At 64.3% G+C, this 19,545-nt stretch carries 17 protein-coding genes; 3 read left to right on the top strand and 14 right to left on the bottom strand.

The window, feature by feature from the left end; all coding sequences use genetic code 11:
- Nucleotides 1-42: 42 nt before the first annotated feature.
- From ETEE_RS18090 to ETEE_RS18045, 10 genes are all read right to left on the bottom strand, one after another.
- On the bottom strand, nt 43-2,124 hold the full coding sequence (locus ETEE_RS18090; protein ID WP_034164907.1) for a TonB-dependent receptor family protein: 2,082 nt from the start codon (nt 2,122-2,124) through the stop codon (nt 43-45).
- A gap of 93 nt (nt 2,125-2,217) precedes the next feature.
- A complete protein-coding gene (locus tag ETEE_RS18085; RefSeq protein ID WP_049648806.1) occupies nt 2,218-3,345 on the bottom strand; it encodes an ABC transporter substrate-binding protein in 1,128 nt (375 codons plus the stop codon).
- Between the two features lie 50 nt (nt 3,346-3,395).
- Nucleotides 3,396-4,568: a type III PLP-dependent enzyme gene (locus ETEE_RS18080; RefSeq protein WP_012848809.1), complete on the bottom strand. Its 1,173-nt coding sequence runs from the start codon at nt 4,566-4,568 to the stop codon at nt 3,396-3,398.
- Complete coding sequence (locus ETEE_RS18075; protein WP_034164909.1) at nt 4,565-6,307, bottom strand: IucA/IucC family protein; 1,743 nt, start codon at nt 6,305-6,307, stop codon at nt 4,565-4,567. The genes ETEE_RS18080 and ETEE_RS18075 overlap by 4 nt, the downstream gene beginning before the upstream one ends.
- The gene (locus ETEE_RS18070; protein ID WP_034164910.1) at nt 6,282-7,460 is read right to left on the bottom strand and encodes an MFS transporter; all 1,179 of its coding nucleotides are present in this window, start codon (nt 7,458-7,460) and stop codon (nt 6,282-6,284) included. Before ETEE_RS18070 ends, ETEE_RS18075 begins: the two co-directional genes overlap by 26 nt.
- 1 nt (nt 7,461) lies before the next feature.
- Nucleotides 7,462-9,174, bottom strand: coding sequence for an IucA/IucC family protein (locus ETEE_RS18065; protein WP_034164911.1), 1,713 nt, complete (start codon nt 9,172-9,174; stop codon nt 7,462-7,464).
- A complete protein-coding gene (locus ETEE_RS18060) occupies nt 9,171-10,340 on the bottom strand; it encodes an ATP-grasp domain-containing protein (protein ID WP_034164913.1) in 1,170 nt (389 codons plus the stop codon). Before ETEE_RS18060 ends, ETEE_RS18065 begins: the two co-directional genes overlap by 4 nt.
- A 14-nt stretch (nt 10,341-10,354) precedes the next feature.
- Nucleotides 10,355-11,152, bottom strand: coding sequence for an HpcH/HpaI aldolase family protein (locus tag ETEE_RS18055; protein WP_034164915.1), 798 nt, complete (start codon nt 11,150-11,152; stop codon nt 10,355-10,357).
- Between the two features lie 227 nt (nt 11,153-11,379).
- Complete coding sequence (locus ETEE_RS18050) at nt 11,380-12,159, bottom strand: ABC transporter ATP-binding protein (RefSeq protein ID WP_034164916.1); 780 nt, start codon at nt 12,157-12,159, stop codon at nt 11,380-11,382.
- Nucleotides 12,159-13,268: a FecCD family ABC transporter permease gene (locus ETEE_RS18045; RefSeq protein WP_034164917.1), complete on the bottom strand. Its 1,110-nt coding sequence runs from the start codon at nt 13,266-13,268 to the stop codon at nt 12,159-12,161. The genes ETEE_RS18050 and ETEE_RS18045 overlap by 1 nt, the downstream gene beginning before the upstream one ends.
- A 494-nt stretch (nt 13,269-13,762) precedes the next feature.
- Here ETEE_RS18045 and ykgO point away from each other — a divergent pair, with 494 nt between their 5' ends.
- Complete coding sequence (gene ykgO, locus ETEE_RS18040; protein WP_034164918.1) at nt 13,763-13,888, top strand: type B 50S ribosomal protein L36; 126 nt, start codon at nt 13,763-13,765, stop codon at nt 13,886-13,888.
- Between the two features lie 249 nt (nt 13,889-14,137).
- On the opposite strand, the gene ETEE_RS18035 is transcribed toward ykgO, so the two are convergent.
- On the bottom strand, nt 14,138-15,118 hold the full coding sequence (locus tag ETEE_RS18035; protein ID WP_000019440.1) for an IS5-like element ISKpn26 family transposase: 981 nt from the start codon (nt 15,116-15,118) through the stop codon (nt 14,138-14,140).
- Nucleotides 15,119-15,143: 25 nt separating this feature from the next.
- Between ETEE_RS18035 and ETEE_RS18030 the strand changes: the two genes are divergently transcribed.
- Nucleotides 15,144-15,491 (top strand): hypothetical protein, encoded by a 348-nt coding sequence (locus tag ETEE_RS18030; RefSeq protein WP_227625192.1) that lies wholly within the window; start codon nt 15,144-15,146, stop codon nt 15,489-15,491.
- 135 nt (nt 15,492-15,626) lie between these two features.
- Here ETEE_RS18030 and ETEE_RS18025 read toward each other — a convergent pair whose 3' ends face one another.
- Genes ETEE_RS18025 through ETEE_RS18015 form a run of 3 tightly spaced genes read right to left on the bottom strand, consistent with a single transcriptional unit; the run spans nt 15,627 to nt 18,411 of the window.
- Nucleotides 15,627-17,135, bottom strand: coding sequence for a glucosyltransferase domain-containing protein (locus ETEE_RS18025; RefSeq protein ID WP_034165678.1), 1,509 nt, complete (start codon nt 17,133-17,135; stop codon nt 15,627-15,629).
- Complete coding sequence (locus ETEE_RS18020; RefSeq protein WP_034165677.1) at nt 17,132-18,058, bottom strand: glycosyltransferase family 2 protein; 927 nt, start codon at nt 18,056-18,058, stop codon at nt 17,132-17,134. Before ETEE_RS18020 ends, ETEE_RS18025 begins: the two co-directional genes overlap by 4 nt.
- Nucleotides 18,058-18,411 carry a GtrA family protein gene (locus ETEE_RS18015; protein ID WP_034165676.1) on the bottom strand — a complete coding sequence of 118 codons (354 nt, stop codon included), beginning with the start codon at nt 18,409-18,411 and terminating at the stop codon, nt 18,058-18,060. Before ETEE_RS18015 ends, ETEE_RS18020 begins: the two co-directional genes overlap by 1 nt.
- A gap of 240 nt (nt 18,412-18,651) precedes the next feature.
- Here ETEE_RS18015 and ETEE_RS18010 point away from each other — a divergent pair, with 240 nt between their 5' ends.
- On the top strand, nt 18,652-19,542 hold the full coding sequence (locus ETEE_RS18010; protein WP_034165675.1) for a hypothetical protein: 891 nt from the start codon (nt 18,652-18,654) through the stop codon (nt 19,540-19,542).
- The last annotated feature ends 3 nt before the right edge of the window (nt 19,543-19,545 follow it).

The raw sequence follows: 19,545 nt of genomic DNA, 5'->3' as shown, positions 1-19,545 counted from the left end.
CGGGGCGCCGTTTTTACCGTTTTACCGCGCGCCGCGCGGGATTTAGAAGGTATAGTCGACGCCCAGCGTGACGGAGCGTCCCGGCGCCGGCTGGCGGCCCCATGGGCTGGTATCGATCCCGCGGTAATAATAGTCCTTGTTAAACAGGTTGTTCACTGTGATATAGCCGGAGAGCTGGCTGTCGCGATCGTGGTACAGCGCCTGGGTCACCTGTGCGTTCCATACGGTGTAGGAAGGCAGGCGCCCGGCATCCCCCTTCGCCGTTTCATCGCGGGTGTTCTCCTTGTCAGAGAAGGCGGCGCTGTAATAGTAGCCGGAGAGTGCAAAGGTGGTGTCGCGCCACTGGTAGCGGCCATCCAGTACCAGCTGGTGACGGGAGGCGTAGGGCATCTGACGCCCGGCGTTGGCCCCGATCAGCTGCTCGCTGTCGAGGTAGGCATAGCCCGCGTGCAGCGTCATCCCCTCCAGGAAAGCGGGGGAGTAGAAGGCCTCCATTTCGACGCCCTGATAGCGGGCGCGCCCCAGGTTGACGAAGCTGGCGCTGGCGTTGTCGTAGATGATTTTACTGTCCGTGTAGTCGATGCGGTAGTAGTCGGCCTGCAGGCTGAGCGCCGGCCAGGGGGTGTAGCGTACGCCGGACTCGTAGTTCCAGGCCAGTTCGGCGCCGCGCTGGTCGCCTTTGACGATTTGGGTCACCTGCGGGGCACGCAGGCTCTTTTGCGCGTTGGCATACAGGAACCAGGCGGGGGTCGCCTGATAGCCCAGGGTCAGCCCCGGCAGCCACTGCTGATCCCGGTTCTCTACTGTCTGGCCGCTGCGGTTATCGCGATAGCGCTCGTCAACTCGCTCAAAGCGTATCCCGGGGGTGATGGTCAGGCTGTCGTCAAACAGCATCACGGCGTCGCTGAGGTAGCCGGCCCAGCCCTGGTTGTGGAACTTCCAGTCGCGCGTCACCTCGTCCGGGCGAGACTGGGTCACATAGCGGCGTTTGACCAGATAGTCGATGTTTTCATCGATCAGCCGGGCGCCCAGGGTGAACTTCTGATTGAGGTACTCCCCGGCGTGATACAGCGTCAGGCGCGGTTCGGTGCCCCACACCTTAAAGTCACGCGGCGAGCTCTGCTTGATATCCGCCGGGCGATCCGGCGCCCAGGTCATCCCCGGGGCTTGGCTCAGGCCGACGTCGAAGCTGCGGTGCGACAGGTGGCCGAACAGCGTCCAGTTGAGCTCGCCGGAGTCGAAGGGGCCGACCCTGTCCAGCAGGGTGTTGTAGACCGCGCTTAGGCGCTGGGTGCGCCCCTGATAGCCGTCCTGCAGCCGGGTGCTTTGGGTGCGATCCTGCTGATAGTCGGCGGCGGAGAGCGCGCCGGGGAGCTGGGCGTCGGCATCATAGTACTGATAGGTCAGGTTCAGGCTGCTGTCGTCGTTGATATTCCACAGCCCTTTGATCCGGTAGTTTTGCACCCGTTGCCGGCTGTGCTCACGAAACGCGCTGCCGTTGACCAGATTGCCCTCGAGCTGCAGGCCGAACTGCGCATTCAGCATGCCGCCGCTGCTGATATAAGTGTCAGACAGATTACGCCCATGACCGGCCAGCGTGGTGCGCTGCGATATCCGGTTTTGCCAGCGATAGGGAATCGGTTTGCTGATGAGGTTGATCACCCCGCCCACGTTGTTGGGGCCATACTGCACCGCCGCGCCGCCGCGCACCACGTCGATCCTGTCGAGGGTCTGGAAGGTGACCGGAAAGAGGGAGAGGCCGGTCTGGCCGTAGGGCGCTAGCGCCAGCGGTATGCCGTCGAGCAGCATCTGTACGTAGCCGCTGCGGCTATCCTGCAGACCGCGCACGGCGACCTGCGCCAGTATCCCGGTGCCGGTTTCATCCTGTACTTTCACGTTGGGAACGCGCTGCAGGGCGTCATCGATAGAGCGGTTGGCATCCTGGGTCAGCTGCTGGTTGCTGATGACGCTGCGGCTGCCGGGGTAGGTTTTTACCGCGTCGGCCCGGGCGTCGCCCAGCAGGTTGCCGCTGACGACGACGCGTTCTTCCGCATGGGCGAAACCGGCTCCGGAGAGCAGCAGGGCCGCGGCGATGGGGCTGAGAGAGAGGCAGGCTGTTTTCATTAAGATCCCTTATTGAGTCTGGTGATAAAAATGGCGGTGCTATGGCGTGTCATGCCGTCCGGGCGCACAGGCTGCGCGGCGCCCGGACGGCGGTTACGGCGTCGTGTCGGCCCGCAGGAAAAACAGGCCATGCTCCTCCATGCCGGCGAACTGCCGGTACAGGGTTTGCAGGTCAGCGTGCGGATCGACATCGCCAAAGCGCGCCGGGTGCAGAAACGCGGCGATGGCCTCCAGCGCGATGACGTTGAACGGGCTGTCGTAGAACTGGTGATAGATAGCCATGACCTGTCCGTCGCGGATAGCCGGCAGGGTCGCGAAGCCGCGGCGCGTCAGCAGGCGCCGCAGGCGCGGCCGGGCGCTGGCCTCGGTCGCCTGATAGCCCAGGGGCACCGCCAGGGAGAGGCCGCCGCGCTGGCTCCAGTCGGCGCCGCTGAGCAGATAGCGCGCGGGGCGGGCGGCGATCAGCTGCTCCAGATTGACGTCGCCGCCGCCGTCGGGAACGCGGTCGGCCAGCAGATTGCGCCCGCCGGCGGCCTCGATAAACTGGCCGAAGCCGCTGCGGCCAAAGACGGTGCAGCAGGTATCGCCGGTCATGCCGGCGTGGTTTTCGAATACCACACCGGGGCGTTCGGCGTCCGGGATGGCGGCCACTCGCCGCTGCACGCGCTGCAGCAGCTGTTGATAGCGGGCGATAAAGCGCTCGGCGTTGGCGGGTTCGCCCAGCGCCTGCCCCAGCAGACGCAGGGAGGGCACGGTGTTGTGCAGCGGCCGGCGGCGGAAGTCGATAAACAGCGCCGCGACGCCGCTTTTTTCCAACAGCGCCAGGGTGCCGCTCTCCCGCAGGCGCGGCAGCAGGCCGAGATCGAAGATCGCTAAATCGGGGCGCAGCGGCAGCAAAAACTCCACGCTGAGGTCGCTGCGGTAGGGGTTGGCGAAGACGGGGATCCGCGTCAGGCGCGGGTAGGCCTGGGCGTAGCGGCGCGCCATGTCCGGCGCGCGCCGCCGCAGGGAGTCATCCCAGGCGACGATGCCGCGCAGTGGATCATCGGGGTGCAGGAGGCTGAGCGCCAGCAGCAGACGGCTATCGCCCAGCACGATCCGCTGCGCAGGGGCGTTGAGGGTGACCTGACGCCCCGCCAGATCGGTCAGCGTCAGGGGGGCGGCGCGCAGCGGCGCGGCGACGCACAGCATCAACGCGAGGGAGAGGAACATAAGCTTCATAATGGATCTCATTCAAGGGGTGAATGGGGCTCGACGCCGGGCCGTTCGCATCACTCGAGCCAGACGGTGTGCGGCTCGGCGTGCATCAGAAAGTGGCGATGAGAGATGTTCCAGGCGTAGGCCCCCGCCAGCGGAAAGACCAGCCAGTCGCCCGTCGCCAGCGCGGCGATAGGCTGGCGGCGCGCCAGGACATCCTTGGGGGTACACAGCTGGCCGACCAGCGTGACGCGTCGATCGCGGATCTCCGGCGGCGTGTCGCGGCGCACCACCTGGAACGGATGGTCATGGCCCTGCGCCGCCGGGGTGCGAAAGTGATGGGTGCCGCCGTGGCCGACGGCGAACCACTCGCCCAGATTGCGCTTGATGTCCAGCACCTCCATGACGTAATAGCCGCAGGGGGCGCTGATGTAGCGCCCGCACTCAAAGCGCAGCAGCCAGGGGTCGGCCCGACAGGCGCGGCGAACGGCGGGCAGCCGCTGGCAAAAGTCGGCCCAGTCGAAGTGGCGGGCGGGATCGCGGTAGTTAATGCCGAAGCCGCCGCCGAGATTGACCATCTCTATCTGCAGGTGAAACTGCTGGCACCAGCGCTGGACCTGGGTCAGGCAGTGCTGGATCAGCGCCAGGTGGCTGTCCACGCTGAGCTGGTGGGAGAGCAGGTGAAAGTGAAAGCCACGCAGCCGCAGCCAGCGGGCGTCGCCGATGAGCCGCAGCGCCGGCGCCAGATCGGCGGGGTCCAGGCCGAAGGGGGTCGGTTTGCCGCCCATCATCAGCGGCGTCTCCGCGCCGCCGGGCAGCGGAATGTTCATGCGCAGCAGCAGGGGCAGCGTCTGGCGCCGGCGTTCGGCCAGCGCCGCCAGGCGTCGCAGCTCGCCCAGGCTTTCGACGTGCAGGGCATCGACGCGCAGATCGCAGGCCTGCTCCAGCTCGCGGGTCAGCTTGCCGGGGCCGCCGAACAGGAGCCGGCTGTCCAGCGACTGCTGCGCCAGCCAGGCCAGCTCGCCGCCGGAGGCCGCCTCAAAGCCATCGACCCACGGCGCCAGGGTGTGCAGGATCGGCGCTTCGGCGTTGGCCTTCGCGGCGTAAAACAGCTCACAGTGCTCGGGCAGGAGGCGCTTCATCGTCGCGATGCGTTCGCGCAGGGCGGAGAGATCGTAAAGGTAGCCGCAAAACGGGGTATGGCGCTGCTGCAGCCGCTGTATTTCACGTGTTACCAAGGGCGTCATGGGCGGCTCCTCATCGGGTGGGGCAAGGGGGTGTAGTCGGCGTGGCGATCGCGGCGCTGCAGCAGGCGCGTCCGCAGGTTGTTTTTGCTGGGCAGCGGTGCGCCCTCCAGCAGGGCGGCGATCTCCGGCTGGTGACGCCAGCGCTGCAGGTGGTGCGCCAGCCGATCCCATAGCCGCTGCTCCAGCGTGCGATCGCCGTCGGCCAGGCGGAACAGGGCCTCGGCGAGATGGTTGACGAACAGGCAGTAGGCGGTGCGCTGCCAGCCCTGGTGGCGGGTGTAGCTGACCGAGCGCCGCGCCGCGTCGGAGAGGGTGGCCAGGCGGGCGGCGTCCCAGCGGGCGCTGTCGAGCTTGGTTCCCTCCAGATCGCGCAGCCACAGGCGGCAGGGCAGATGATCCTGTAGCCCGATAAGCACATTCTGCAGATGGGGTTCAAAGACGATCCCGCGATCGAAGAAGGCCGTGAGGACGCTGGGCAGCAGCAGCGTCAGGTAGTGATCCAGCCACAGCAGCGCGGTCTCTCGGTAGTCGAGCGCGCGGGTGGCCGCCAGCTCGCGAATCAGGCGCTGCAGCGGGCTGGCGCCGTCGCGATCGAGGCCGAACAGCGTCCCCGCCAGCGCGGTCTGTCCCTCCTCGCGGACGCTGAGCGGCAGGGCCTGGCGATACAGTATGCCAAAGCACTCCTGCAGATGGCGCACTGCCTCCTGCTCATCCGCCCGGGCGAGGGGGCTAAAGTCCAGCGTGGTGGCGTTGGGCTCGCGCAGAATGGTCAGGCCGGGAACGGCGTGCTCCAGCTGACGAAAGTCCTCATTGAGCAGGGCGCTCAGGGTGACCGCGCTCTCTAGCTCATACCAGGCGTTTTTGCGGATGCAGTTGGTCAGCCGCACGTGGATAGAGCACTTGAGGAACCACGGCAGCGCGGGGTGATACAGCGTGCGCACCGAGGAGGTCGGCGCCAGCGCCGCCCCGCGCGGCCCCAGCGGGGTAATCAGCCCCTGACGCGCGGCGCGCAGATAAAGCGGGGAGCGCATGATGTGCGCCGTCTCCCAGGGATGACAGGGGTACAGGTGGGGCTCGCCGCCCAGCTCGCTCAGTACGCCGCCGATATCATCGATGCCCCGCTGGCTGAGCAGACGCGGATCGATGCGAAACCAGAACAGCGGAAAGCGGGCGCCGACCTCTGGCGAGCAGGCCAGCAGCGCCTTAGGGTCGACCCCGCTGCGGCTTTTCGGGCTGGGGTGGAGCGGATGTCCCCAGATCAGGCCCTGCTCGCTGCCGATAAAGTCCGCGCCGGGGCGAAAGTCATGGGAGAGAAACGCCGCCGTCACGGCGCTGCTGTTGGCGATTTGCGCCGCTAGCGCATCGTTGTGCGCCACGTCCAGGCGCGCGGCCATCTCCGACAGCAGCAGGTCGATGGCCTGCGCCGACGAGAGCGGACGCCAGGGGCGGCCAAAGGATTTGACAAAGGGGACCGTGTCGAAGTCGCCGCGCCCTAAGAGGCTCCAGCGCCGCGCCGTGATGGCCAGCAGACAGTCGCTGGCGGGCAGGGTCAGGCGCAGGGGCTCGCCCGCCACCTGCGCGCTGGTTAGCGCCTGAGGAATATCGCCGTGGGGGCAGAGACGCACGCCGTCATCCGCCAGAGCAAACTCGCGAATATAGCAATTCAGCAGCGCGGTAAAGGTCGCGTGACAGGCGACGGCGGTGACCTCGGGATTAGGCGTCAGGGCATCGGTGGTCATGGCAGGGCTCCTTAAAGGGAAAAACGAGACAGAGTGCCAGTGCGGCAAGCGCCGCGACGGCAGACGCGATAAAGGGGGCCGACGGCGAAGCCTGTGCGCTCAGCAGCGCGGCGCACAGGCCGGCGCCGACGCCGGCCCATTTGCCGGCGGCATCCAGCTGCGCCAGGCGGTAGGCGGCGTCATGGGCGCGAAGGCGTTCGGCGATGCGTCGGTTAAGCCCGGCGTAGGCCAGCAGAATGCCCACGCCGAACAGGGTTCTGGCGGCCAGCAGCGCCGCCGCGCCCGAGAGGGCGTATTGCCACAGGGCGGCGATCGCCAGCAGCGCCAGCCCCAGCGGGAGATGATGACGGGACGCGGCCGTGCGGTGCAGCGGCGGCAGCAGCAGCAAATAGAGCAGGTGGGGCCAGCTGTAGAGCGCCCCGACCATCGCCGAACCGGCGACCCACGGCTGGGCGTAGGGCAAAAAGTAGGGAAAGGTGACGACCATGGCGAAGCTGAACAGGATCTGCTGCACCCTGAGCAGCGTATAGCCCGCCGGCGCCGCCGTTGACGCCGCCGCGCCGCGCCGGGGGCGCTCATCGCCGCTTTCCCACGCCGGGCCGCGATCGTCCGGCAGCCAGCGGGTGATCAGCAGCGCGAGCAGCGGCAGCAGGGCCAGCCCGAGCCACAGACGCTGCGCCTGCAGCGGCGCGTACTCCAGCGCCGCGCCGATCAGCGGCGGGGCCGTCAGCAGCGCCAGTCGGGCGGAGAACTGGGTCCAGTTGAGCGCGTTGGCCAGCCTCTCTCCCGGGCAGGCGCGGTAAAGATAGCCGTTGGCGGCCGCCAGCGTGCCGCCGGCCAGCCCCTGCAGCGCCAGGGCTGCGATCAGCCAGGGCAGCGAGGGGGCGGCACCGGCCCAGGCAAAGGCCAGCGTCAGTCCCAGCAGCGCCCGCTGCAGCGAGCAGCGGCGGCCGTAGCGGTCGGCGAAGCGCCCCCAGTAGGGGGTGCTCAGAGCCATCAGGACCGTCGGCAGCGTCGCGATCAGGCCGATCCAGGGGCTGTCCGGCGCCACCGAAAACCCGCGCAGCAGCGTCGGTAGAAACAGCGGCACGCCAAGGACGGTAAAGGCGGCCAAAAAGTGACAGGCCAGCACGATGGGCAGCAGCGGCGCCATATCAGGTCGTCTCGGCGCGCAGGAAGTTAGGGCCGCTGTGGCCGTAAAACTTGTTGATGTCCGCCGCGCCGGAGGCCCGCTTGCTGAGCAGGCTGCCGCTTTGCAGCAGGTATTTCACCGGCTGATGGGGATCCTCGAACAGGCAGCGCCGGGCGAAGGCGGTATCGACGCCGCGCTGCGCCAAGGTGGTGAGGGTGTTCGCCAGCGCCTGGCGCAGTATGTGGTAGGCCGCGGCGCGGTTAAGCTCGCCGGCGGCGGCCAGGCTCTCCAGCACCGCGGCCAGATCCAGCTGCAGGGTGATGGTGATGAACATCTGCGCCAGCGCCCGTTCGTCATCTACGCAGATGCGCGGATCGCGCAGCTGCACCAGCCGTGGGGCCAGGTCGGGGCAGGCGGCGCAGAAGCGCGCGGGCCAGAGGCGGGCGGCGTCGTTGTCCTTCAGCACCAGCGTCAGCGGTTGGCCGGGAGCCAGGCTGAGCATGGCGTTCTGCTGGTTAGACTCCAGCGCGATGCCGTAGCGCAGCCACAGGGTCAGGTGCACCTCGGCCATCAGCGTGCAGTATGACTGCCACCATTGGTAGAGCGTGGGCATGTTGGGCTGGCGCAGGATAAAGGCGAGATAGCTACCGCCGCCGGGCATCGGGCTGCCGAGCGCGGCCACCGGCGCCAGGGTCTCGTCGGCGCGGGGGGCCGGATAGCGGCGCAGCAGGAAGGCCAGCAGCATCTCATCGCCTACGTGGCCGCCGTCGCTTTCATCGACGTGGCGCAGGCGCCCGCGCAGCAGCGGATCGCGCTGCGCCAGCCGCGGCAGAACGTCGGCGAACCACTGCCCGTCATACAGCGTGGAGGGCTTGATTAAGCGCAGATTTTTTTGTCCCAGGGTGCGCATCGCCAGGGGGACCTTAAGGTGGCAATCGGGGTGCTCGGCCAGCTGCAGGGTGCGGACCGACAGCGTGGGGTAGACCTCCAGATACGGGGTGGGCGCGGGCAGAAAATCGGGCGGCAGCGCGTTGAGCTGGGGCCAGGTCAGCGGGTGCACCGGCAGCAGAAAGTGGCCGTCGGCGATCTGCGGCGGCAGTCCGACCTGCGCGGGGTGGGGCCACCAGGCCGGCCGCGGCTGCTCGCTGCACAGGGTGACGGCGTCGCGCGGCACGGCGAGCCAGCGCAGCGCGAAGGGCTGGGCGAACTCCGGGGCGTAGCGGCGCAGCTGTGCGGCGTCGAAGCCAAATTTGGCGCGCGCCGTGGGGTAGTAGGGATGGTCGAGGAAGCTGGCCATGCGATCGGCGTGGCGCAGGCGTTCGCCCCAGCTGCAGCGCGCCAGATCGGGGGTCAGCGCGGCGGCCTGCTCGGTGAAAATGGCGCGGCAGAGCTCGCCCTGCGCGCAGGCGGCGTCGGCTTCGGCGCGGTAGGCGAGGTACAGCCGCTGCGCCTCGGGATCGTCCGGCGGCGTCAGGCGCGCCAGCCAGGCATCGTAGCCCTCGCAGTCGTGCCATCCGTCGTCGTGATGCTCCTGCCAGCGCGGCGCGGCGGCGCGCCAGGACTGCATGTAGTCGTGGGGGCATACCGCCAGGCGCAGCGGAACGGCGAAGTGCGAGGCGTACAGCCAGTAGGCGTCGCCCTCCCTGCGCAGCGTCGAGCGGCTCAGCACCCCGGCGACATCCTCGCGAAGGCAGGCATCGATAATGCGCTGCGTAATGTAGCGGCGTTGATTCATGGCGCGATCTCCCAGGTCAGTGATGGCAGGACGCGCTCCTCCAGGGCCTGCAGCCGCATCGGGTCCGCCGCCTGCAGGTAAAGCACGCCCAGGTAGTCTTTGTTGGAGTGGGTTTGCGTAATGCGGTCGCCGCGTTGGTGCAGCGCCCGGTAGCTGACGCCGGGCGGGCAGTGGGGCTGCGGCGGACGGTGCAGGGTGCCGCTGTTTTCCGCGATCAGATAGTGGATCAGCGCGGCGGCGTCGGGCAGGGTGACGTCGGGCAGCGGCTGTCCCAGATGCAGGCGCAGAATCGGAGAAAACCAGCCGCCGGGCAGCAGTCTGTCCAGCAGGAACTCGCGCCCATCGCCGATGCTGCGGTAGTTGATCTCGACCAGCCGCGGTCCCTGCGCGTCGGCGATAAACTCGCTGTGGCACACACCCAGGCCGACACCGAAGCGTTGCAGCTGCGCCAGCGCCTGAGCCTGCCAGCGCTGGCTCAGGGCCCCCGGCCAGCGCGCCTGGGCTTCGATGAAGTGAGGCGCGGCGCCGAGTGTGACGTCGAAGCCGCCGATCGCGATCAGCCGCTCGCCGTCGCCCAGGGTCTCCAGGGTGAACAGCGCCCCGTCGAGGTATTGCTCCAGCAGCAGCGTGCAGCCGGGAGGGAAGGCGGCGCGCGCCCGGGCCAGCTGCGCGGGATCCTCTACCCGCGTGACATTCATCGATGCCACCCCCTGGCTGGGCTTGAGTACCAGCGGCCAGGGCCAGTCGGGATCGATGGGGGTCTCCGGCAGCAGCAGGCGCGACCAGAGGGAGGGCAGTCCCAGCTGGGCCAGGCGCTGGCGCATACGCCACTTCTCCTTGGCCGCATAGCAGATGGGCCAGGGTTTTCCCGGCAGATTCAGCGCGGCGGCGGCGATGGCGCAGGCGCTCTGCAGGTGGTCGCTGTTGGTGAAGAGGGCGCGGGGCGTGACGCCCAGCGCCGTCAGCGTATCCAGGATGGCGAGCGGATTAAAGACATCGCATTCGACCACCGTCACCGGCCCGGCGAGGCAGGCGCGGTGTTCGGCGGCGCGATCGGTCAGCAGCAGCACGGGGAGATCCAGGCGCTGGGCGGCGGGGATAAAGCCCTGGGTGGTGGCGGCATTGACCACGTGACTGACGATGACCAGCGGTGCGGAGCGAGACATAGGCGGTATCCGTTTTACAGGGAAAGATCGGTGGCGCGCGGGCCACGGGAGGCCGCGGTGCGAAGGTCGTCGCGCCGCTGGCGTAATGCGCGGAACAGCAGGCCGCGATCTTCGCCGCACAGCCAGGCGTCGATCCCGCTGCGCAGCCAGTAGTCCCGCTGCCGTTCGCTGCGGGGGTTGGCGCAGAAGGGGACGCCGGCGGCGCGGCAGCGGCGGGCGATGCGGCGCAGCTGACGGGTCACCTGTGGGTGCGTAGGCTGTGCGCCGAGCCCCAGGCTGAGCGCCATGTCCAGCGCCCCCTCCAGGATCATGGCGACCCCGTCGAGCGCCAGCAGGTCGTCGAGGATGGCCAGCCCGGCGGCCGATTCGATCATCGGGATCAGCATCAGCCCCTGATTGGCCTGTCGGCAGTAGGCGTCCAGCGGCCGGGTACCGAAGCCGGTGACGCCGCCGCCGGTGATACCGCGTCGCCCGAGGGGCGGGAAGCGCATGGCGTCGCGCGCCGCGGTGACCTCTGCGATGGACTCGACCTGCGGCAGGACGATGCCGTGGGCGCCGAGATCCAGCACGCGGCCAATGCGCTTGGTCGCGGCGTTGGGAACGCGCACCAGCGGCGCACAGCCGTGGCTCTGGGCCAGATGAATACAGTGCTGCAGGCGCTCCTCATCGTGGGGCAGATGCTCCATATCCAGGATGACAAAGTCATACCCGGCGCAGGCGATCATCTCCACCAGCAGGGGGTGGAGCAGCGAATTGAGGATGCCGAAAACCGGCTGTTTACCCAGCTTGGTGGGGAGCGATAATTCCAACATAATTATTAATGATAATAGTAATGATTTTCATTCAAATTAATCTAACGGGGATGATCGTGGTGAGATAGTGAATAATTGTTGCAAATTATTTCTGAATGCGTCAGTGCGGGAGGGCGGTCGGCAACGGTGGGCGTGTTTTATAACACTATGTTTATTATGGTTATTGTGACTATCCCGCGCCCTGTCGCCGCGGCGGGGCGCGACGGCGACGAGGAGGGGCGCCCGGGTCAGGGGGCCGGCGGGGCGCTGAGCCCATCCACCATCAGCTGGGGCCATCCGCGGGAGCAGGACTCCACTCGGCCGCGGACGCCGTAGACGCCGGCCAGGTGGGCTGGGGTGATCACCGCCTGCGGAGGGCCATCGGCGATACATCGCCCCTGCGCGAGCAGCAGGGCATGATCGGCGTGGCGCAGGGCGATATTCAGATCGTGCAGCACCACAATGGTGACAATGTCACGTTTTTGCGTCTCCTCACGCAGTAGCGTCATGACGTGAAACTGGTAGTTGAGATCCAGCGCGCTGAGGGGCTCATCCAGCAGCAGCAGCGCGGGACGGCGGATCAGGGATTGCGCCAGCCCAACCAGCTGCTTTTGTCCGCCGGAAAGGGTTGTCAGGCTGTGCAGCGCCAGGTGGGCGATCCCCAGCCGCGCCAGCAGCGCCAGCGCCTCGCGCGGGTCGGCGTCGCCTTCCGCGGTGGCGTGACGGGCGACCATGACCGACTCCAGTACGCTCAGTCGCACTCCTTCCGGCAGCGTTTGCGGCAGATAGACCACCTGACGGCTGCGGCGGGCCGGAGGGCATCCCACCAGCTGATATCCGTTGAGCAGCAGGCTGCCGCGTGCCGGGCGTAGGCCGGCCATCGCCCGCAGCAGGGTCGACTTCCCGCAGCCGTTGGGGCCCAGCAGCGCGCAGACCTGACCGCGCGCCAGCAGCTCGACGCTGAGGCCGTCAATAACGCGGCGTGCGCCGTAGCCTGTGCTCAGCGCGTTTATCTGTAGACCCGACATTATAGGAGCCCCCGCTGGCGGAAGAGGATGCTGAGGAAAAACGGCACGCCGACCAGCGCGGTGACGATGCCGACGGGAATGACGACGCCGGAAAAGAGGTTCTTGGCGGCGACGGAGGCAAGCGACAGCACCAGCGCGCCGCTAAGGGCGCTGCCGGGCAGGTAAAAGCGGTGATCTTCGCCAAACAGCAGACGGGCGATATGGGGCGCGACCAGGCCGATAAACCCGATCGGCCCGACGAACGCGACCGCCAGCGCGGACAGGATACTGATGCGCAGCAGGGTGCCCAGGCGCAGCCGACGGACGTCGATACCGAAGCTGCTCGCCCGATCCTCGCCCAGGCGTAGGGCGGTGAGCTGCCAGGCGCTGCGCAGGGAGAGGGGCAGCAGCACGATCAGGGCGGCGCCCAGGATCCCCAGCGTCGTCCAGGAGGCGCGGGCCAGGCTGCCCATGGTCCAGAACACCAGCCCCTGCAGGGTATCCTCGCTGGCGATAAATTGCATCAGGGCGACCAGCGCGTTGAAGGTGAACACCAGCGCGATCCCAAACAGCACGACGCCGGCGGCGGCGACGCGGCTCCAGCGGGTGAGGCCATACAGCAGCAGGGTGGCGAGCAGGGCGAACAGCAGCGCATTGGCGGAGATCGCCCACTGCGCCGGGAGTCCCGGAACGCTGAGCCCCAGCACGATGGCCAGGGCGGCGCCGAAGGCGGCGGCGGAGGAGACGCCCAGGGTGAAGGGGCTGGCCAGCGGATTATTGAGGATGGTCTGCATTTCAGCGCCGGCCAGCCCTAGGATCATGCCGACGATGACGGCCATAAGGGCATAGGGCAGGCGGATATCCCAGACGATGACCTGCGCCGATGCCTCGGCGGCGGCGGGGTGCCACAGCGTCTGCCACAGGCGGGAAGGCGGCAGATCCGACGGCCCCAGGGTGAAGTCGAGCAGCAGCGAGGCGGCGATGGCGGTCAGCATCGCGGCGATGAGCCATAGGCGCCGTCGCAGGATATGGCGATAGGCGCGCTGGACGGCGGCGGTATCGACGCCCGGCCTGAGCGGTGCGTCGGCTGCGCGGGGGGCTGCGCCCCGGATGGCGTTGGGTGTTTTCATGGCTGGAATACCGTGGAATGAGTAAAGTGATAACGCTAATCAATATCAATATTGATGTAAATGAAAATTATTAGCATGTACTACCCGATGCCCGCTGCCTAATGCCTAATGCCTAATGCCTAATGCCTAATGCCTAATGCCTAATGCCTAATGCCTAATGCCTAATGCCTAATGCCTAATGCCTAATGCCTAATGCCCGATGCCCGCTGTCTGATGACCGCAGCCTGATGCCCGATGCCTGGTGCGGGGGGCTGAGGGGCGTTGTGGAGGATGGGGCGCCATTCGTATCCGGTCGGTAAGGGGGCGGCGGCGATGGCGGCATGGGGCTTGCGAATGCGATCCGATCTCAACTACAATGATGCTGTTATAACATAACATATTCCAGGAGCCGAAATGAAAACACCTATTTACCTGGCGTGTCGCCGGATGACGGCGGCGGATGTACGCCCTCTGCGGGGCATTTGCGCTGTCGCGTTGGACGGGGGAGCGAGCCGATGAAGATCCTCTCTTCCCTAAAAACGGCCAAGCGCCGCCACCCCGACTGCCGTATCGTACGCCGCCGCGGCAAGCTGTATGTCATCTGCAAAAGCGATCCCCGCTTTAAGGCGCGCCAGCGCTGACGGGGCGCGTTGGCGCGATCTTACGCGGTGATCCGCCCCCGGGAACGCGCGATGCCCCGCTCCGGCGGGGCATTATTTATTGCAGAGGAGACGGCTTACTTAAGGAAGGTGCGAATAAGCGGGGAAATTCTTCTCGGCTGACTCAGTCATTTCATTTCTTCATGTTTGAGCCGATTTTTTCTCCCGTAAATGCCTTGAATCAGCCTATTTAGACCGTTTCTTCGCCATTTAAGGCGTTATCCCCAGTTTTTAGTGAGATCTCTCCCACTGACGTATCATTTGGTCCACCCGAAACAGGTTGGCCAGGGTGAATAACATCGCCAGTTGGTTATCGTTTTTCAGCAGCCCCTTGTATCTGGCTTTCACGAAGCCGAACTGCCGCTTGATGATGCGAAACGGGTGCTCTACCTTGGCACGGATGCTGGCTTTCATGTATTCGATGTTGATGGCCGTTTTGTTCTTGCGCGGATGCTGCTTCAAGGTTTTTACCTTGCCGGGACGCTCGGCGATCAGCCAGTCCACATCCACCTCGGCCAGCTCCTCGCGCTGTGGCGCTCCTTGGTAGCCGGCATCGGCTGAGACAAATTGCTCCTCTCCATGAAGCAGATTACCCAGCTGATTGAGGTCATGCTCGTTGGCCGCGGTGGTGACTAGGCTGTGGGTCAGGCCACTCTTGGCATCGACACCAATGTGGGCCTTCATGCCAAAGTGCCACTGATTGCCTTTCTTGGTCTGATGCATCTCCGGATCGCGTTGCTGCTCTTTGTTCTTGGTAGAGCTGGGTGCCTCAATGATGGTGGCATCCACCAAAGTGCCTTGGGTCATCATGACGCCTGCTTCGGCCAGCCAGCGATTGATGGTCTTGAACAATTGACGGGCCAGTTGATGCTGCTCGAGCAGGTGGCGGAAATTCATGATGGTGGTGCGATCCGGCAGGGCGCTATCCAGGGATAATCGGGCAAACAGGCGCATGGAGGCGATTTCGTACAGGGCATCTTCCATGGCACCGTCGCTCAGGTTGTACCAATGCTGCATGCAGTGAATACGCAGCATGGTCTCCAGCGGATAGGGCCGTCGGCCATTGCCCGCCTTGGGATAAAACGGCTCGATGACAGCGGTCATATTCTGCCATGGCAGAATCTGCTCCATGCGGGAGAGGAAAATCTCTTTTCGGGTCTGACGGCGCTTAGTGCTGAATTCACTATCGGCGAAGGTGAGTTGATGGCTCATGATGTCCCTCTGGGATGCGCTCCGGATGAATATGATGATCTCATATCAGGAACTTGTTCGCACCTTCCCTAGGTTTTTAATGCAGGACTTATTTCACAAGGAGATTATCATGTTTAAAAAGGCATTCGCAGTTGCTGCATTGGCCGCCGGTGTGGTTTCCTTTTCAGCGCTGGCCGCAGACACTGCGGTAGTCAAGCATGAGGATGCAGCACAGCACCATGAGGCGGTGGTTAAGCATCATCAGAAAGCCGCCAAGCTGCATGCGGAAGGTAAGCACGAAGAGGCGAAGAAAGAGTCTCATATGGCAACGGAAAAATCGAAAGCCGCGCATGAAAAAACGATGATGAGCAACGAAGCGACCCAGAAAAAATAAGGGGTTAAGCATGTTCGGTGGGCGGCCAAAGGGTCGCCCATTTTTTATTTATAGTAAAATGGCCGCCGGGATGGCGGCGCGCGTAATCTCAGTGCTCCCGGCGGAAATCATGCGCTGTGCGCCGGGAGCATTGTCTCAGTGCGCCGGACCGCAGACGGTGAAGTACTTGTTCTTCAGCCAGACGATGGTATCGCCATTCAGGGCGTAGATGGCGTAAAACTTATTGTCGCGCAGCGGCGCCGTTTGCGCTGCGCAGAGGATATTCAGCCGATCGCGGTAGTCCGGCCCCCAGCCGGCGTCGATATTGCTGATGCCGTAGGAGGCGATGATGCGCCGGGCAGTCCAGTTATAGGCCGGGCTGAACATCATGTCGATCAGCGCCTGGTGCTCGACGATCTTCTGGGTTACCGGCGCGGTATCGGGGTAGTTATTGAGCAGGATCTTACCGTGGCCGGTGGCGTTGAGAGAGAGCAGATCATAGCTCAGCCAGCCAAAGATGCGGGCCTCGTAGTCGCGCTGATTGCGCACCGCATTGCCGTACTGAAAGCTGAAGGCCAAGAAATAGAACAGCGGCAGGGTGCACAGCGGCAGCCAGGCGGGTCGCCAGCGCGCCAGTACCTGGTAGACGGCGTGGGCAAACACGAACAGGGTGGCGGAGAACCCACACAGGACGCGGACGTCGGTCACCCCCTCTTTCAACAGGAACAGCGGGCCCAGCAGGGCGATAAACAGCACCAGCGGCGAGCAGAGGATCAGCAGCAGCGACAGCAGCATACTGAGCCTCAGGGGCTGGGCGCGCCAGAACTGCGCCAGGCGCAGGGCAAAGATCCAGATGACGCAGAGCAGGGCCGGGTAGAACAGGAACTTCAGCTCCTTGCTGAGGACAAAGGTGAGCAGTTTTTTCAGCATCAGCCAGTCCTGGGTCAGCCAGAACAGCGCGTCCTGGGCGCCGATCATGTTGCCGCGGTTACCGCCGCCCAGCGCCAAGAGGTGATCGATGATCAGGATGTACAGCGAGTTGGTGAGCAGCATGACCACCGCCGCCCAAACGGTCTCCTGCAGGGGGCTCCGCTCGACCTTGAAAAAGTTGATCATCAGGTTGGCGCCGTACAGGCCGATGAAGATATTGGCGCACGGCTGGTAGAGCGTCAGGGCGCAAAACAGCAGCAGGGTCGGCAGCAGGTAGCTGAGCAGACCGCGGTTGCGCGGGCAGAAAAAGGCCAGGATCGAGAGCGCCAGCGCGACCACCATGGGAAAACTGTCGTATTTATAGGAGAGGTTTTGTAGGAAAAACGGGTTAAAAAATAACAGGATATAGGGTGATAGCGCGGCGATGCTGAGGGTGCCTTCGGCGCGCCGCGCCACATACACCAGCGTCCAGGCGAAGAACAACACCCCGAGGAGCAGGGTCAGCGGCGCGGTGTCGGTCAGCTCGTACAGGTTGAAGGTAAACAGGCGCATCAGCAGATCGGCGCCCGGGCGTCCCAAGGTATACCACGGCGCGGCCGGGTTCAGGATGCGCTCGGTGTCGTCCCGGTAATAGACGTTGGCCAGAATGAGCGGCACCACGTAGAGCAGCAGCAGCGTGAGGATAAACAGAAAGGCATCTCGGTTCGAGAGCGGCCGCTTCAGCAGATGGTTCATTTTCTTCCCTTAAGCTCTTTGACAATGAAACGGGGCCGTTGCTTGGTCTCCACGTAAATTCGCCCGATATACTCGCCCAGCACCCCGATGCCGATCAGCTGGATACCGCCGAGGAACAGAATAACGGCCATAATCGAGGGATAGCCGGGGACCGGGTTGTCAAAGATCAGCGTTTTGATTATCACGTACAGCGCGTAGCACAGGGAGAACGCCGCGATCGAGGTGCCGATATAGGTCCACAGCCGCAGAGGGATGGTGCTGAATGAGGTGATCCCCTCCAGCGCCAGGTTCCAGAGCTTCCAAAAGTTAAACTTGCTGCTGCCGGCCACCCGCTCATGGCGGGCGTAGGTGACGACGGCGGTTTTAAAGCCGACCCAGCTGAGCAGCCCCTTCATAAACAGGTTGCGCTCGTGCAGCATCAGCACCGCATCGACTACCTGGCGGCTCATGAGGCGGTAGTCCCCCACGTTCATTTCGATCTTGGGGTTGGCTATCTGGTTGTGTACCCGGTAGAACAGGCTGGCGGTCAGGCGCTTCATCAGCGTGTCCGAGGTGCGATCGATGCGCTTGGCCAGCACCACGTCCGCGCCGTTGCGCCAGCGGGCGATCAGCTGTGGAATGAGCTCGATCGGATCCTGCAGATCGACGTCGATAGGGATCATCGCCTCGCCGGTGGCGTACTTCAGCCCGGCGAACAGCGCGGCCTCTTTGCCGAAGTTGCGTGAAAAGTTGACCATAATGACCAGCGGATCGTCATCGATTATTCCGGAGATGACCTCTTCCGTTCGGTCGCTGCTGCCATCGTTGACGAAGACGATTTCGATGCGGTAGGGCGCCAGATCGTCACACTGTCTTACCGCGTCGTGAAACAGGGGAATGGCGCTCTCTTCGTTGAATACCGGGACTACCAGGGATATTTTCATTACGCCGCGCTCCGGAAGACGATGTATTTGGAATAGAAGAAACCCATGATCAGGCTGATCAGCGAAAAGGCCATGACGGTGAGCAGCGGCACAATGTGCAGCCGATCGCCGATATGACCGGTCAGCCAGCTGAGAAATCCCATAAAACTGGTGAACAGCAGATAGCGCTTCAGGGTGGGGCGATCCTGAAAGGTGAAGCGGGCATTACAGAAAAACGAAAAGGTGACGGCGACGATAAAGGCGTACAGGTTGCTGAATGACTGCGACAGGGCCGCCTGGCTGTGCAGGGTAAAAAACACCGCCCAGTGCAAGGCGGTATTTAAAATACCGATCATGACATATTTGATAAACATCGTCGGGACGTCCTGCCTTAGGCTGAGGAGTGCTTATTTGAGTATAGAGAAGATTGACGACTCTGCCTCTTCGCGGCGCTCGGCGGCACGGTCGTTCCCCCTAATGGCGCGGCGCCGCGGGCTCGACGGTTAACTAAATGATGGCGCTCTATTTTTTATTGGGTGAACTGGTAGGGGGGGCAAATGTTATCTATCCTTTATAACAGGGAGCGCCGCGGCGAATAATGGGCGGATAACATAATGGATAAGCAGGTTGGTATTAGCGTAGGTTTGGCATTGTTATTCGGTATCGCGTCGCTGACGGCGCAGGCCGATCAGGGCGGCGGAACGCCGCCGCCGGTAAAGGTGTTTACCACCCCATGGGCGCGCCTGTTCTCCGGCAGCGAGGCGACGTTTTCCACGGCGTTGACCTACAGCACGCCGCTGTCTCATCAGTGGATAAATGTGCCGCTCAACGATACCCAGAGCGAGATGCGTAATATCGTCAATCAGCGCATGCTGGCCAGCTTTCAGTATTCACCGCTGAGCTATTTTTTTGCCAATATGACGGTGCGGGTCCCGCTGCAGGATCTCAACCGCTATCAGACTGACTTTGTCTACAGCTTTGGCTATGACGACTGGCATCCCGGCACCTTTAGCCTGGTATACAGTAACTATGGCGATAACAACCATTTTTACCCCCAGCAGGGGCAGCGGCGTACCTATATCGAGCAGGGAACTATCACCGCCGCCTACAAGTTCGCCCTGCCGGCGAGCTGGAATAAGCATCTGCTGCTGTTCCCCCAGGACAGCCTGACCTGCCAGGTGGGCTATAGCTATGGCCCGCGCTACTACTCCCTGCAGGATAATCAGATGAAGCGGGGCAAAAATACGCTGCTGGGCAGCTGTGGCTATACCCTGAAGCAGCACTACTTTCTGCGGGTCTCCGCGTTTTACTATCCAGACCGCGGGCAGCAGCAGCCCTGGGACTCCGACTACAGCTACAGCGTGGGCTATGTCTCTGGCTATGAGCCCGGATCGCTGTCGATTCACTATGATAACTACAGCGGCACGCGCTATGCCTGGCGCGGCGATCGCAACGCCAACTTCCGTCAGGGCACCCTCAACCTGAGCTGGACGCTGCCGTTTTGAGCC

It is taken from the genome of Edwardsiella anguillarum ET080813, assembly GCF_000264765.2.
GTDB classification, from domain to species: Bacteria; Pseudomonadota; Gammaproteobacteria; order Enterobacterales; family Enterobacteriaceae; genus Edwardsiella; species Edwardsiella anguillarum.
This window is presented reverse-complemented; position numbering and strand designations above follow the sequence as displayed.